Raw genomic sequence first — 14,228 nt, 5'->3', positions numbered from 1 at the left:
CGAACGATGGACGTTTTAGTGACACCGACGCCTAGACTTGAAGGAGAGCTTCAAGCGCTGTCTTCCAAAAATTATACAACTCGCTACCTGCTGGTTGCTGCTCTTGCAGAAGGTACGAGCACGATTTATTATCCGGCTCACAGTGAGGATAGCGACGCGATGCGCCGCTGTATTCGCGATCTGGGAGCGATTGTTGAAGAGGATGACGAGAAAATTACCATTACGGGCTTTGGCCGTAATCCGAAGCCGGTCAACCAGCTTGATGTCGGCAATGCGGGTGCTGTATTACGTTTTCTGATGGCTATCGCTGCTTTATGCCCGGATGTAACGTTTATTAATCGTTATCCTGATTCACTCGGCAAGCGTCCGCACAGCGATTTAATCGATTCCTTAACGTCGATGGGTGTTTCAATCGATCACAATGACGGCAAACTGCCAATCACAATTCGCGGCGGAGCGCCTAAGGGCGGGAAAATTCAAGTTTCCGGCAACATCAGCTCGCAGTTTCTAAGCGCGCTATTGTTCTTGACGCCGCTTCTTGAGGAAGACAGCGAGATTGAAGTTGTTCACGATTTGAAATCGAAAATCGTCATCGGTCAGACGCTTGAAGTGCTAGAGCAGGCTGGAATCATTATCCATGCGGATGAGGATTACATGCGGTTCCGCGTTCCAGGCGGTCAAAGCTACGAGGCCAAGACGTATTCGGTGCAAGGCGACTATCCAGGCTCAGCGGCGATATTAGCGGCAGCAGCTGTAACCCATTCGGATGTTATCGTACACCGTTTAGAAGAGAAAAGTAAGCAGGGCGAACGTGCTGTCGTAGATGTGCTGAAGATGATGGAGGTTCCGCTCACGCATGAGAACGGCATTGTGCATGTGAAGGGGAACGGCAAGCTGAAGGCTGTGGAATTTGATGGTGACCACGCGACAGATGCGGTGCTGGCGATGGTAGCTGCAGCCGTATTCGCTGAAGGCACGTCACGTTTCTACAATGTTGAAAATTTACGGTACAAGGAATGTGACCGCATCACTGACTATTTGAATGAACTGCGTAAAGCTGGCGCTAATGTAGAAGAGCGGCAAGCTGAAATTATCGTACATGGACGTCCAGAAGGCGTAGAGGGCGGCGTGGAAATTAATGCGCATTACGACCACCGTGTGATAATGGCATTAACAGTTGTTGGCCTGCGTGCCAAACAGCCGCTTCGCATTCGCGATGCACATCATGTCGCAAAGTCCTACCCGATTTATTTCGATCATTTGCTAGCATTGGGTGCTAATGTAGAGTGGATCGAAGGTTAATGTTTATGTAAGCTTTGTCAAACCGCTTTTTGCCAAATCAAATGAATGAGGTGTTTTGATGGCGTTTGAGAATCCTTCCCGTGAGCAAATAAAAGATATTTTGCAAAATAGTGCAACGGTCGCTGTTGTTGGTCTGTCCGACAATCCCGAGCGTGTTTCTTACGCAGTATCTGAAGCCATGCAAGCGAAAGGTTATACGATCATACCTGTCAACCCTAATGCCGAAATGATATTAGGCCAGAAAAGCTATGCATCGCTCAAAGACATTCCTGTACCAGTGGATATTGTGAATGTGTTTCGTAGAAGCGAGCATACGCCTTCCGTCGCGGAGGAAGCAGTTGCCATCGGGGCCAAAACGTTGTGGCTGCAGCTTGGAATTGCAAACGAGGAGGCTGCTGAGATTGCCTCTAAGGGCGGCTTGCAAGTCATAATGGACCGCTGCATCAAGGTCGAGGATTCGATTTTGCTGCCTAACGGAAAATCCAAAACATAACTGTAATAAAATACGGGTTACTCCTCCACAATAAGAAAGGCTTCAAGTGCGAGCGCCGATAAGCTTCCTGCTTTAAGAGGGATTGGCCATTGGCTTGAAGACTTTATGATTGTCATCCAAGGAGGACACGACGTGAATCAATTTTCGCAACAGTCGGGTATGTACCAAGGTCAACAAGGCTACCATAATCAAAATACAAACTTTCAGCCATCCGGGTTCGTGCAATCCCATTACCAAGGACAGCTGAGCCAGCCATCATTCGGCAGACCATCGAATTCGATTGTGCCGCATCAGCCAAATGCTTTTCAAGCGACTAATTCGTATGGCCAAAACGGACAATATGGTATGTCGACAGGCTACAGCAGCATGTCGCAACCGACTGCCATGAACAATTCATTCATTTCGCATCAACCGGTGCAAAGCTACGCGCAATCCCCTGCAACTGCGTTTGGCAACGTAGGTCCTGTCATTGCGCATGTAGGCTATCAAGCTGGTTCTGACAGCCAGCACTCGTTCTATCAGCCTACACAGTCAACTATGGGTATGGGTACGCAATATACTCAGCAAAACAACCAATATGGTCAGCAAGCGACCAGCAACTACGGTTATACTCAACCCAATGCTGGGGGAGCTGGCTCGTACGGAGGTATGACGCAGACACAATCCAATCAGTCGTCGTATCATCCTGTGTACCAAGCAACTAATGCATACGAGCAAGCTGGTCCGGTTATTGGCCAGCTCGGCTATCAAGCAGGCAGGGATGCACAATCTTCGCCTTATTCCGGAAATATGCGTTAAAAGCAACACTATCTAAAGAAAAGAATCATCAACATCGGCGGGCCATTACGGCTCGCCGTTTTACTTTGACAAAAATCGAGTAAACGCTTAACATCGTTATAGATATGTCGAGCGACTGCTTACGAAGTAAGTTTTGCTGTGCAAAACGGAGGTGTGAGATGGTTTTTATGGGAAGCCTGCAGCAGCTGGGTAGAGCTTTCATGCTGCCTATGATTGTTTTGCCTGGTGCAGCTATTTTTTTGAGCTTAAGCAAGCTGCCTTGGCAGATCATTGGGTTGCCTGGGATGGAAGGCTATTTAATTGCGGCAAGTGAATCGATATTCACTTTTTTGCCTTATATATTTGCGCTTGGAATTTCTCTTGGATTGACCGGAAATGCACTATCGGCCGGTATGGCAGCGCTTATAGGGATGATTATATACAGCGGGATAACAGGCACATCGGAGACGCCGATTGAGCCGACGGTTCTCATCGGCACATTAATTGGCATTATAGCCGGACTAAGCCATGAACGCTTCAAAAATCTTCGTTTGCCGGAGTATATACAGTTTTTTGGCGGACCGCGGTTCGTTCCGCTTTTCGTAAGCTTCGTATCTTTATTATTCTCAATCGGGATGCTGAAGTTTACGCCCTACCTGGAGCACATGCTTGTTGAGCTGGGAGAGAGCGTGGCCTCAGGCGGCGGCTTTGGTGTGTTTTTATATGGTTTTGTGCATCGGATTTTGGTCGTATTTGGCTTACATCACTTAGTTAGCCATGTATTTTGGTTTCAAATTGGAGGTTATGAAACCGCAGGCGGTCAGATGGTATATGGTGATCTACCGCGTTTCTTCGCAGGAGATCCAACTGCAGGCGCATTTATGGCAGGATTGTATCCGACGATGATGTTCGCTTTGCCGGCGATAGCCTTAGCGATCATTCATGAGGCGCGCGAGGATTTGAAGCCGAAAATTCGCAAGACGTTTCTTTACGCGGCGCTTGCTTCCTTTCTTACGGGTGTAACGGAGCCTGTGGAGTTCGCGTTTTTGTTTGTAGCACCTTATTTATATGTTGTACATGCTTTCCTGTCCGGCATTATTATGTGGGTTACATACGAGCTTGGCATAAAGCATGGCTTCTCATTCTCTGCTGGAGCCATAGATTTCGTTATTAATGAGCATTTGGCCACGCGTGGCTGGCTGTTGATTCCGATCGGCATTATTGTCGGGCTGGTTTATTATTTTCTATTCCGGTGGGCGATTAGAAGATTCCGAATTCCGACCCCTGGGCGCGAGGAAGGCTCACAGCTTGACGAATGGGCAGGAGGTATCCCGTACAGGGCGCCACTCATATTGCAAGCCATCGGCGGCAAGCAAAATATCGTGCGTATGGAATCGTGCATAACGAGGCTTCGACTTAAAGTATCGAATGAGAAGCTTATAGATACGAGCGCCCTTCGTAATTTGGGAGCGGCCGGCGTAATCAAGCTTGGCGGCGGTCATGTACAGGTCGTATTCGGGACCTATTCCGAGTTAATACGCGAAGAAATTATTAAAACCATTCACCGCGATCAGGCACAGGTGCTGTTTCACTCACCAATGCAGGGCCGAATGATACCGCTTGAGGAGGTGCCCGATCCGATATTCGCCGGAAAGCTTGTAGGACAAGGCGTCGCGTTCATTCCGGATCGGGGAGAGCTTGTTTCGCCGGTAAAAGGAAAGGTTATTCATATTTATCCTACGATGCACGCCATCGGCATTCTTACACCAGAAGGACTTGAGGTGCTTCTACATATCGGCATTGATACGTCCAAACTGATTGGCAAATCGTATTTCAACGCTGTAGTGAAGGAAGGCGACGAGGTTACGCCTGGTATGCTTCTCATCAAGTTTGATTTGCAGCGGGTGCGAAGAGAGAGCAAATCGCTTGCGACACCGATGGTTATTACTAACTCTGACCTCGTGCATTCATGGAGGTACGCGCCTTTCAAAGCGGTGAAGAAAGGACAGACCTCGGTCATGTCAGTTGTACTTAAAGAGAGAAATGGTGGAGGGGAAACGCAATGATTCAAGGAATAGGGGCTTCTGCAGGCATTGCGATCGGTAGAACATTCGTGCTGCCGAACTGGGAGTGGGAGCTGCCGGAGCAGAAAATTGACGTGGCGGATTTTGCCCGTGAATTCGAGCGCGTATACGAAGGCATTCGCACATCGAAATCAGAAATCGAACAGATTAAAGACGAGCTTCGTGATGTTGTCGGCTCCGATGAGACCCAGATTTTCGACGCGCATCTCGCTATTTTGGACGATCCGGTCTTCATGAATGAGATACAGGGCATAATTCAGCGCCAATACAAAGCAGCCGAGGTGGCGGTGAAGGAAGCAATCGATCACTTCGTTACGATGTTCGATCTGCTCGACGATGAATATATGAAGGAACGTGCGCTTGATATTAAGGATGTTGGTAATCGTCTTCTCAAGCACTTGTTAGGCGCTCCAGAAATTACTCTGCCGCAGGATACGCAGCCTTTTATATTAATTGCAAAGGAGCTTTCGCCGTCTCAGCTTGCGCATATTAACCCGCAGCATGTGCTGGGCATTGTAACGCTCGCTGGCAGTACAACCTCGCATTCCGCCATCATGGCAAGGGCGCTCGGGGTACCGCTGGTTGTTGGCATTGAGACAAAGCTTGAGGAGCCTATTCAAACCGGTCAAATGATCATTATCAATGGAAGCGATGGTGCAGTATATCTCCATCCTGAGCAGTCTATTATCAATAAGTATACGGAGCTGCAGCGTCGTCAAATAGAAGAGAAGCGTAAGCTTCATGACATTGCGGGATACCGTCCTATAACGCCTGATGGAAAAAGGCTCGAGCTTGCTGCTAATATAAGCTCCTTCAAGGAGCTGGAAATTGCGCTGTCAAGCGGCGCGCATGGCGTCGGTCTATTCCGAACTGAGTTTTTGTATATGGATCGCAATCGATTTCCATTAGAAGAGGAGCAGTTCGAGGTCTATCGTCGCGTAGCGGAGAAGCTTGCAGGAGAACCGCTCGTTATCCGGACACTTGATGTAGGCGGGGATAAGCAGCTCGACTACTTTGAGCTACCTGAGGAGGATAATCCATTTCTTGGCTACAGAGCGATCCGGATTTCGCTGGATCGTCAGGACTTGTTCAAGACGCAGCTTCGGGCTATTTTACGGGCCAGCCATTACGGTAAAGTGAAGCTGATGTACCCGCTTATTTCCTCGGTGGAAGAGGTGCGGGCAGCCAACGCCGTGTTAAATGAAGCGAAGCGTGAGCTTGAGCAGGCAGGCCACCCCTATGATAAGGGGATGAAGATCGGTATTATGATTGAGGTTCCTGCGGCAGTTATGATTGCCGATCTGCTGGCGGAGGAGGTCGACTTCTTTAGTATTGGGACGAATGACCTTGTGCAATTTACATTAGCTGTAGATCGGATGAATGAAGAAATTTCTCATTTGTATGAGCCCTATCATCCTGCTCTGCTTCGTATGCTGCGAATGACGGTTGAAGCAGCTAAACGAAACGGCATTACGGTTGGCGTATGCGGCGAGCTTGCAGGGGATATAAGAGCGCTGCCGTTGTGGCTTAGCTTGGACGTGGATGAGCTCAGTATGTCCTCCCATTCGATCTTGCAGGTAAAGGAGCGTTTGCTAATTACGACGCAGGAAGAGAGCAGAGAGGTTTTCCAGCAGCTGCACGCTTGCCGCACCGCCGCGGAAATTTTGGAGCAGCTGGACGATTTTATACTTCGAATTGACAAAAAAGCAGCGAATGGTTAGCCCATTCGCTGTTCTAATGCGTCGACAAATGCTTTTGCGTAAGGTGGAAGGTCAGGCGGGCGGCGGGCTGAAATGAGATTTCCGTCTACGACGACAGCCTCATCAAACCAAGTTGCGCCCGCATTTTCCATATCATCGCGAATGCCGGGTGTTGATGTTACTTTGCGGCCTTCCAATATTTTAGCAGAAATAAGCACCCAACCTGCATGACAGATTTGACCGATCGGCTTATCCGCATCGTTCAGCTCTTGAACAAGCTTTAGCACCTTCGGATAACGACGGAGCTTATCCGGTGCCCAACCGCCAGGGACTAGTAAACCGATGATATCATCACTATTCAACTCATCGAAGGACAGGTCCGCTACTGCAGGCACGCCATATTTACCGATATGCTTCTTGCCCTTTTCGGGTCCTGCATAAAGAACGGTAGCGCCAGCCTCGCGGACGCGGTATACGGGATACCAAAGCTCCAAATCCTCAAATTCGTCGTCAAGCAAGCAGATGACAGTTTTGTTTTGCAGTGACATGTTATTCCCCTCCATCTATTAAAAACTCTCTATTATTGTAACGAAGGAGAAACGATGAAGCAAACCGAACCAGCAAACCAAGCCCCCTTTCGCTACGTAAGACTGCTCCGATTTTTACCGGCAGTCGGTTGGATGACCGTTATTTTTATGCTTTCCTCAAGAACTGGAGATGAGATCAGTACGATTCTGCCTTATTTTCAAAAGCTGTTTCCATTGATGACGGACTTCAACTGGGGACATTTTGTTTCTTACTTTATACTAGCCGTAACGATTGATTACGGAATAGGAGCTAGAGCGGACAGATTCTGGATGAAAGTAATGATTATTGTTATTTGCGGCTTTTACGGAGTGACGGATGAATACCATCAAACCTTTGTTGGCGGTAGAATGATGGACCCGCTTGACGTAAGGAACGATATGATTGGTGCAGCCATCTGGACGGCCGTGTCAGCTCTTCCTCCGATTCGCAAAATGTGGAGAAGAATCGCGCCATAACTGCATTTATTGACTGTTCTAATAGCTAGGCTAGAGTAGTAAAAATTACATAGTGCACACAAGCAGGAGTTTTTGCAAAAAAGGTCGAATAATCTATAGACTGCAACTCTCGAAAGAACGTTTAGCGGCATCGACCGCTATAAGAAGGAGTGGACTACTTTGCAAAAACGGTGTCATTGTGGTGACATCATGAAGATGAAGCTGCGCACAGTTATTTATTCGGCTAAGGTTGAGATCGATAACGTTCCTATATACTCATGTCCAGCGTGCAGCAGGAGTGAAGTGTCTCCCGAGGTTAAGCCGGATTTAACCGGTTTAATCGCTCAATTGGGAGCGAAGCCGGATAAGCAAACCTTTTTATTTAATGAATGCAATGAATGGGCAAATCTACTCGTTGAAGCGAAGGTCGAGAAAAAGCATACGGATCAAAACGCTGTCGATCGATTAATCGGGCAGCGGATCAACCAGCTGTTGGATTTGTATTTGCTTGCTCAATCCTTGAACGATGAAGTTTGGATTGCGGACTTAAATAAACGGCTTGAGCAATTAAGCCGGCGAACACTCCTTACATAGCATTCGGATTGTCCTTTTCTCGCACAGCTCAGCAGAGCATCACTGGCGTGAACATGCACGAACATTGCGAAAAGTAATATTTTGTCGTATGATTACGTTAATATGCGGCGTACGTAATGTTAAAATCTGAGCTAATGGAGCGAAGTATTGTGACGGTAACCATTTATGATGTAGCAAGAGAAGCAGGAGTATCAATGGCTACGGTTTCCCGGGTTGTTAATAACAATCCGAATGTGAAACCAGCAACACGGAAAAAGGTATATGAAGCAATTGAAAGACTCGGATATCGTCCAAATGCTGTGGCAAGAGGCCTGGCCAGCAAGAAAACGACTACGGTGGGCGTAGTCATTCCGGACATTTCGAACGCTATTTTCGCAGAGGTCGCTCGCGGAATCGAAGATATTGCGAATATGTATCATTATAATATTATTTTGTGTAATGCGGATAAGAAGAAAGATAAAGAAATTCGCGTTATCAATACTCTTCTTGAGAAGCAAGTGGACGGGCTCCTGTTCATGGGCGGGGCTGTAACGGAAGATCATTTGCAAGCTTTCAAGACAGCGAATGTGCCAATCGTCTTATGCGCCACTTCCGATGAGAGTGAGCAAATCCCATCGGTGGATATCAACCATGAGGATGCAGCTTACGATGCTGTCAAAAATTTATTGGAGCAGGGCCATACTCGCATCGCGATGATCAGCGGCACGCTGCAGGATCCTTCAATTGGCTATGCCAGGTTCCAAGGCTACAAGCGCGCGCTTGATACAGCTGGCATTGCCTATGACGATAGCCTCGTTCGAATCGGCAACTATCGCTATGAATCCGGAGCAGAAGCTATGAAATATTTTATCGAGCTGGATAAACGCCCTACCGCTGTATTCTCAGCAACGGATGAAATGGCGATTGGCGCTATACATAGCATTCAAGACTCGGGTCTGAAGGTTCCCAATGATATTTCGGTCATTAGTGTAGACAATAGCCGTATGGCCTCCATGGTTCGCCCGCAGCTCACTGCGGTTGCTCAGCCGATGTATGATATTGGCGCTGTGTCCATGCGTTTGCTTACAAAGCTGATGAAGAAGGAAAATGTCGATCAATCCAAAGTTGTGCTGCCGCATGAAATTGTTGTGCGTCAATCGGTTGGAGGAGTTAAGTAAAAATGTCTTTTAACAAAATTGGTATTATCGGTGCCATGGCGGAAGAGATTGAATTGCTGCATAAGCATGTGGATGTAACGTCACAGGTGACGAAAGCAGGGATAACCTACTATGTGGGCGAGCTTCACGGCAAAGCAGTGATTTACTGCAAGTCTGGCGTCGGTAAAGTAAATGCCGCAGTTTGCACACAAATTTTATTGGATTTGGGAGCAGACTGCGTGCTATTCACAGGTGTGGCAGGAGCGATTGATCCACAGCTCAATATCGGGGATATCGTCGTTTCTACAAGCTGTATCCAGCACGATATGGATTGCTCGCCGCTTGGTTTTGCACGCGGTACGATTCCCTTTCATGCTAGGTCAGAGTTTATAGCTGATAATCGGTTAATTAAGCTGGCTGCAGCGGCAAGTGAACGGCTTTTCCCTGGACGAAGTCTGAAGGGGAAGGTTCTTTCGGGCGACCAATTTATTGCAGACCGTGAGACAGTTAAGCTGCTGCATGATACGATGCAGGGCGCATGCGCCGAGATGGAGGGGGCTTCTGTTGCGCAGGTGTGTGACATGAATGAAGTGCCTTTCGTTATTATTCGATCTATGTCTGATAAGGCTGATGGTTCTGCACATGTGAACTTTTCTGAGTTCACCGTTACATCCTCCAATAATTCCTATAAAATTATTGATGATATCGTTCAGCATATTGAATAGTGATTCCTTGAAAGATAGCAGCAGCACTGGCAATGTCAGTGCTGCTGCTTTTTTGATAGCTGGTTAAAGATTATATATCTTGTATTGTAATTGCTTGAATCTTTCTATTCTTTTCCGTAATTTCGCTGCGTCGCGGTATCGGTTCGATGCTGCATGGCTCATCGAGCCACTGCTTAGGCAGGTCGACAGGACTTTGCGGAGCCCATTTCTGAAGCCAGCTTTCGGGCAATGCCACCTTCTGACCAGCCGAGGCAGCAGCAGCGATGGGATTGTTGATCATGGTTAGCCATACGAGTGACCAAGCCCTCGGCACAACGCGATAGATATCATAGCCGCCGCCGCCGAGCGCAATCCAGCGTCCATTCGTGTAGGTGTGAGCGAGCTCATGGATAATTGCCGGAATCTCGGCATAAATGCGCATGCTGCAGTGCATATGCGAGAGCGGATCGTAAGCATGCGCATCACAGCCATGTTGACTTATGATGACGTCAGGCTTATAGGATTCTATCACCTTGCGAAGCGTGATATTGAAGCTTTCCAGCCAAGAATCATCCTCTGTATAGGGCTCTAGCGGAACATTGTAGCAAGCGCCAAACCCTTTGTCTAATCCCTTCTCATTTACAAAGCCCGTTCCAGGGAACAGAAATTTGCCCGTCTCATGAATAGAATAGGTGCATACCTCGGGATCGTCATAAAATATCCATTGTACGCCGTCGCCATGATGGACATCGGTATCAATATAGAGCACTTTAGCGCTATAGGCTTGGCGAATATGCTTTATGGCTACGGCTGCATCATTGTACACACAAAAGCCGGAGGCATGGTCCGGGAAGGCATGGTGAAGTCCGCCTGCCAAGTGATAGGCATGAGCGACGCGGCCTGTCATGACGGCGTCAGCGGCAGCTACAGAACCTTTGACGATGGTCCAAGCAGCATGATGTATACCCGGGAAGGAAGGCGTGTCCTCCGTATGAAAGCCATATTGCTGAATGATGCTTTCGTTCTCGCTTGAATACTCACCTTCGCTTAATCGCCGTACGGCACTCAAATAGTCTGTCCGGTGCACAAGGGCAAGCAGATCGCCCTCCGAATAGGAAGGCGGGGCCATAATCTCTTCATCGGATAAGGCACCGGTCGCTTTAAGCAAATCGATCGTAAGCTCTTGCCTGAGTGGATTGAAGGGATGGTCCTCACCAAAGTTATATCCGTTTGAATCCGAATGATGTATAAATATAGCATCAGAAGCCATCACGATCCTCCTAAAAGTTATGCTAAGCAAACCTACTTCCCAAGTATGGTCTAATACATAAATCTTTGACGAAAGCGAACGCGGTCGAATTGCTCCACGGAACTTAGAGGCACCTCATTGCCTATGCGTACCATAAGGCAATTCGCAGGGTGGGAGCATATTTCGGGATCATCTGTCGCAAACCAGGTCATTCCGACTGATTTCATTAGATTTTCCATCATTTTGCGATAATCCCATACGTTAAGCTTCGTACCCTCCAAATCCCAATGCCAATAATATTCAGTCGTAAAAACAATCCTATTCTCCAGCTGCTCCTCTGCAAATGCGAGCTGAATCAGACGTTTGCCTATTCTGTACCCCCTATACTCATCGGCTACCTCAATTGCTCCGAGTTCAATTAAATCAGTCATTCCACCTTCAGACCAGCGCTCAAGCTCATCTGGATAATGGAATGTGACATAACCTACAATGATGTCGCCTTCACGCGCTAGAATGATTCGACCTTCGTCCAAACCCGCAATTTCGATAAGCGCATCATGCTGCTCTTGCGGTTTCCGGAAAGCGTCGAGCGCAGGATGCATTGTCATGCCGGAAAGCCTCTCTGGCGGGACAGGGCCTTCAAGGATAAGCTCGCGGCTGCCTTCTAGAGCAAGTTGTTCCCGCTGCAAACGCTTACGATGTTCCAAGGATGAACCCCCTCTGCTGATATAGTGCTGTCTGATTCATAACGTCTACTACTCTTTATAACAAACATTTGTGAAAATGAAAAGCGTAGTCGAGTAGAAAAAAGATATGTTATAATGGTTATGGCGGTTTGCAGCCAAAGGAGAAAGCGATAGCAAATGGCTGCTTGTTCGCATCAAGTGCTGACTATTTTTTGTAAGCGTATTCTTATGGAAAGTAAAGAGAGATTTGATGGGAGAGTGATAGTATGATCAACTTGCATCAAGAACGTATTCCAGCAACAGCAGCTAATTCGAATTTAGTGAATTATGAGGAAGCTGTCGCTTCCTTTGACTGGAATCAGATCGAAAGTCAGTTTAGCTGGTACAGCACAGGTAAAGTGAACATGGCTTATGAAGCTATCGATCGCCATGTCGAACAAGGAAAAGGAAATAAGATTGCCCTTTACTATAGTGATAATGAACGGGATGAATCCTATACATTTGAACAGCTTAGTAAGCAGTCTAACCGATTTGCAAATGTATTGCGAAAGCTTGGTATTAACAAGGGCGAGCGGATGTTTATTTTTATGCCCCGTACGCCAGAATTGTATTTTAGCGCACTTGGTGCATGGAAGGTTGGCGCAGTAGTCGGGCCGTTGTTCGAGGCTTTTATGGAAACAGCCGTAAAGGATAGGCTGCTGGACAGTGACGCGGTTGCGATCGTAACGACACCTGCATTATTCAAGCGCATTAAGCGTGAAGAGCTCCCAAATCTGAAGCACATTATCGTATTTGGTCAAGATGTGCCGAAGGAAGCCGGAGTGATAGATTTTGCAGAAGAAATGGCGAATGCTTCGGATGAAGTCGAGATCGAATGGCTGGATCGCGAAGACGGTCTCATTTTGCATTATACTTCGGGCTCTACCGGCAAGCCAAAAGGCGTATATCATGTTCAGAATGCTATGATTCAGCACCGCTATACCGGACAGGTCGTCCTCGATTTGAAAGAGGATGATGTGTATTGGTGTACTGCTGATCCAGGCTGGGTCACTGGCACATCGTATGGTATCTTCGCTCCATGGCTTAATGGCGCTACAAACGTCATTCGCGGCGGTCGTTTCAGTCCTAGTGATTGGTATGGTGTTATTCAAAAATATGGCGTTACAGTGTGGTACAGCGCCCCTACGGCATTCCGCATGCTTATGGGTGCAGGAGATGATGTGTCAGAACAATTTGACCTCTCTAGTCTTCGTCATGTACTGAGCGTAGGCGAGCCGCTTAACCCAGAGGTTGTTCGTTGGGGAATGAAGGTGTACGGTCAACGCATTCATGATACATGGTGGATGACCGAGACAGGCGGACAGCTGATCTGCAACTACCCAAGCATGGATATTAAGCCAGGCTCAATGGGCAAGCCTCTCCCAGGCGTGCAAGCAGCTATTATTGATGACAGCGGTAATGTGGTGCCGCCGTATCGAATGGGCAATCTTGCCATTCGAACACCTTGGCCGTCCATGATGCGCAAGATTTGGAACAATCCATCCAAATACGAAGAGTACTTCTACCTTAAGGGCTGGTATATATCGGGCGATTCCGCCTATATGGACGAGGATGGCTACTTCTGGTTCCAGGGACGCATCGATGACGTAATCAATACAGCAGGCGAGCGAGTGGGACCGTTCGAGGTAGAAAGCAAGCTGGTCGAGCATCCTGCTGTTGCAGAGGCAGGCGTAATTGGTAAGCCTGATCCGATGCGCGGAGAAATTATAAAAGCGTTTATTGCGCTTCGCGAAGGCTTCACGCCTTCGGAGGAACTGAAGCAGGAAATTTCACAATTCGTGAAGGTTGGCTTGTCTGCGCATGCGGCTCCTCGAGAGATTGAATTTAAGGATAAGCTGCCTAAAACGCGCAGCGGCAAAATTATGCGACGGGTTTTAAAGGCTTGGGAGCTCAACCTGCCGACTGGTGATTTGTCAACGATAGAAGATTAAGACTGACAAGGCAAGCATCGATCGAAAAAATAGAAGAGAGGCTATCCACCGGGATAGCCTCTCTGTTTTGTATGCCTTACTCTTCGTTAGTCATCTACCGTTGAAACAGCTCAATCCATTCACCCTCGGGACCGCGAACGAAGAAATACTGATATCCATTCGGCAATGTTGTGATGGCTTCGTCAATGAAGGATACTTGCAGCTGCTGCAACCGATTAAATTCTGCTTGGACATCGGTATTATGAATAGCAAAGTGATGGACCTTGCCTTCGACAGGAAGATTGTCGTTATAGCCTTGAATCAATTCAAGCTCAGTCTCGTCGGATTGACCGAATCCAAGGAAAGCAAGCTCTACGACACCATTCGAATGCTTTATTCGTCCTTTCAGCTCAAAGCCGATAATCTCAGTGTAAAAATGAATTGCAGCGTCCATATCTTTGACCATTACTCCAACGTGATCGAGACGTTTATTATTCATCGGTATCCAACC

At 47.7% G+C, this 14,228-nt stretch carries 14 protein-coding genes; 10 read left to right on the top strand and 4 right to left on the bottom strand.

Translation table 11 applies throughout. From position 1 onward, the window contains the following. Nucleotides 1–6: 6 nt before the first annotated feature. The 5 genes from aroA to ptsP all read left to right on the top strand — a co-directional run bounded on the left by aroA (nt 7) and on the right by ptsP (nt 6,377). Nucleotides 7–1,302, top strand: a complete 1,296-nt coding sequence (gene aroA / locus ACO9K6_RS02325; protein ID WP_424765907.1) for a 3-phosphoshikimate 1-carboxyvinyltransferase — start codon at nt 7–9, stop codon at nt 1,300–1,302. A gap of 58 nt (nt 1,303–1,360) precedes the next feature. Beyond that, on the top strand, nt 1,361–1,795 hold the full coding sequence (locus ACO9K6_RS02320) for a CoA-binding protein (protein WP_424765906.1): 435 nt from the start codon (nt 1,361–1,363) through the stop codon (nt 1,793–1,795). 132 nt (nt 1,796–1,927) lie between these two features. Further along, the gene (locus tag ACO9K6_RS02315) at nt 1,928–2,593 is read left to right on the top strand and encodes a hypothetical protein (RefSeq protein WP_424765905.1); all 666 of its coding nucleotides are present in this window, start codon (nt 1,928–1,930) and stop codon (nt 2,591–2,593) included. Nucleotides 2,594–2,751: 158 nt separating this feature from the next. Next, a complete protein-coding gene (locus ACO9K6_RS02310; protein WP_424765904.1) occupies nt 2,752–4,638 on the top strand; it encodes a glucose PTS transporter subunit IIA in 1,887 nt (628 codons plus the stop codon). Next, complete coding sequence (ptsP, locus tag ACO9K6_RS02305; protein WP_424765903.1) at nt 4,635–6,377, top strand: phosphoenolpyruvate--protein phosphotransferase; 1,743 nt, start codon at nt 4,635–4,637, stop codon at nt 6,375–6,377. Before ACO9K6_RS02310 ends, ptsP begins: the two co-directional genes overlap by 4 nt. On the opposite strand, the gene ACO9K6_RS02300 is transcribed toward ptsP, so the two are convergent. Then, nucleotides 6,374–6,904: a type 1 glutamine amidotransferase domain-containing protein gene (locus ACO9K6_RS02300; RefSeq protein ID WP_424765902.1), complete on the bottom strand. Its 531-nt coding sequence runs from the start codon at nt 6,902–6,904 to the stop codon at nt 6,374–6,376. The genes ptsP and ACO9K6_RS02300 overlap by 4 nt on opposite strands. A gap of 54 nt (nt 6,905–6,958) precedes the next feature. On the opposite strand from ACO9K6_RS02300, the gene ACO9K6_RS02295 reads away from it, so the two are divergent. The 4 genes from ACO9K6_RS02295 (at nt 6,959) to ACO9K6_RS02280 (ending at nt 9,833) form a co-directional block, all read left to right on the top strand. Continuing rightward, nucleotides 6,959–7,399: a VanZ family protein gene (locus tag ACO9K6_RS02295; RefSeq protein ID WP_424765901.1), complete on the top strand. Its 441-nt coding sequence runs from the start codon at nt 6,959–6,961 to the stop codon at nt 7,397–7,399. A gap of 159 nt (nt 7,400–7,558) precedes the next feature. Continuing rightward, nucleotides 7,559–7,972: a hypothetical protein gene (locus ACO9K6_RS02290; RefSeq protein ID WP_424765900.1), complete on the top strand. Its 414-nt coding sequence runs from the start codon at nt 7,559–7,561 to the stop codon at nt 7,970–7,972. 149 nt (nt 7,973–8,121) lie between these two features. After that, nucleotides 8,122–9,129, top strand: a complete 1,008-nt coding sequence (gene ccpA, locus ACO9K6_RS02285; RefSeq protein WP_424765955.1) for a catabolite control protein A — start codon at nt 8,122–8,124, stop codon at nt 9,127–9,129. 2 nt (nt 9,130–9,131) lie between these two features. Next, nucleotides 9,132–9,833 carry a 5'-methylthioadenosine/adenosylhomocysteine nucleosidase gene (locus ACO9K6_RS02280; protein ID WP_424765899.1) on the top strand — a complete coding sequence of 234 codons (702 nt, stop codon included), beginning with the start codon at nt 9,132–9,134 and terminating at the stop codon, nt 9,831–9,833. Between the two features lie 70 nt (nt 9,834–9,903). Here the strand turns inward: ACO9K6_RS02280 and ACO9K6_RS02275 are convergent, their stop codons facing one another. Then, nucleotides 9,904–11,082 (bottom strand): acetoin utilization protein AcuC, encoded by a 1,179-nt coding sequence (locus tag ACO9K6_RS02275; RefSeq protein WP_424765898.1) that lies wholly within the window; start codon nt 11,080–11,082, stop codon nt 9,904–9,906. A gap of 50 nt (nt 11,083–11,132) precedes the next feature. Further along, entirely contained in the window at nt 11,133–11,768 is a 636-nt protein-coding gene (locus tag ACO9K6_RS02270; RefSeq protein WP_424765897.1) for a GNAT family N-acetyltransferase, read from the bottom strand. Between the two features lie 245 nt (nt 11,769–12,013). Here ACO9K6_RS02270 and acsA point away from each other — a divergent pair, with 245 nt between their 5' ends. Next, nucleotides 12,014–13,738 carry an acetate--CoA ligase gene (gene acsA / locus ACO9K6_RS02265; protein ID WP_424765896.1) on the top strand — a complete coding sequence of 575 codons (1,725 nt, stop codon included), beginning with the start codon at nt 12,014–12,016 and terminating at the stop codon, nt 13,736–13,738. Between the two features lie 94 nt (nt 13,739–13,832). Here acsA and ACO9K6_RS02260 read toward each other — a convergent pair whose 3' ends face one another. Then, nucleotides 13,833–14,216: a VOC family protein gene (locus ACO9K6_RS02260; RefSeq protein WP_424765895.1), complete on the bottom strand. Its 384-nt coding sequence runs from the start codon at nt 14,214–14,216 to the stop codon at nt 13,833–13,835. Nucleotides 14,217–14,228 lie beyond the last annotated feature (12 nt).

It is taken from the genome of Paenibacillus praedii (assembly GCF_049725345.1).
Lineage (GTDB): Bacteria > Bacillota > Bacilli > Paenibacillales > Paenibacillaceae > Pristimantibacillus.
The sequence above is the reverse complement of the archived record's forward strand: the minus strand, read 5'-3'. Positions and strand labels throughout refer to the sequence as shown.

Bases quoted from the DNA above. Each gene is read 5' to 3' on its own strand.
- ACO9K6_RS02320 (WP_424765906.1), top strand. From the start codon at position 1,361: ATGGCGTTTGAGAATCCTTCCCGTGAGCAAATAAAAGATATTTTGCAA.
- ACO9K6_RS02300 (WP_424765902.1), bottom strand. From the start codon at position 6,904: ATGTCACTGCAAAACAAAACTGTCATCTGCTTGCTTGACGACGAATTT.
- ptsP (WP_424765903.1), top strand. From the start codon at position 4,635: ATGATTCAAGGAATAGGGGCTTCTGCAGGCATTGCGATCGGTAGAACA.
- ACO9K6_RS02280 (WP_424765899.1), top strand. From the start codon at position 9,132: ATGTCTTTTAACAAAATTGGTATTATCGGTGCCATGGCGGAAGAGATT.
- aroA (WP_424765907.1), top strand. From the start codon at position 7: ATGGACGTTTTAGTGACACCGACGCCTAGACTTGAAGGAGAGCTTCAA.
- ACO9K6_RS02260 (WP_424765895.1), bottom strand. From the start codon at position 14,216: ATGAATAATAAACGTCTCGATCACGTTGGAGTAATGGTCAAAGATATG.
- ACO9K6_RS02310 (WP_424765904.1), top strand. From the start codon at position 2,752: ATGGTTTTTATGGGAAGCCTGCAGCAGCTGGGTAGAGCTTTCATGCTG.
- ACO9K6_RS02275 (WP_424765898.1), bottom strand. From the start codon at position 11,082: ATGGCTTCTGATGCTATATTTATACATCATTCGGATTCAAACGGATAT.
- acsA (WP_424765896.1), top strand. From the start codon at position 12,014: ATGATCAACTTGCATCAAGAACGTATTCCAGCAACAGCAGCTAATTCG.
- ACO9K6_RS02295 (WP_424765901.1), top strand. From the start codon at position 6,959: ATGAAGCAAACCGAACCAGCAAACCAAGCCCCCTTTCGCTACGTAAGA.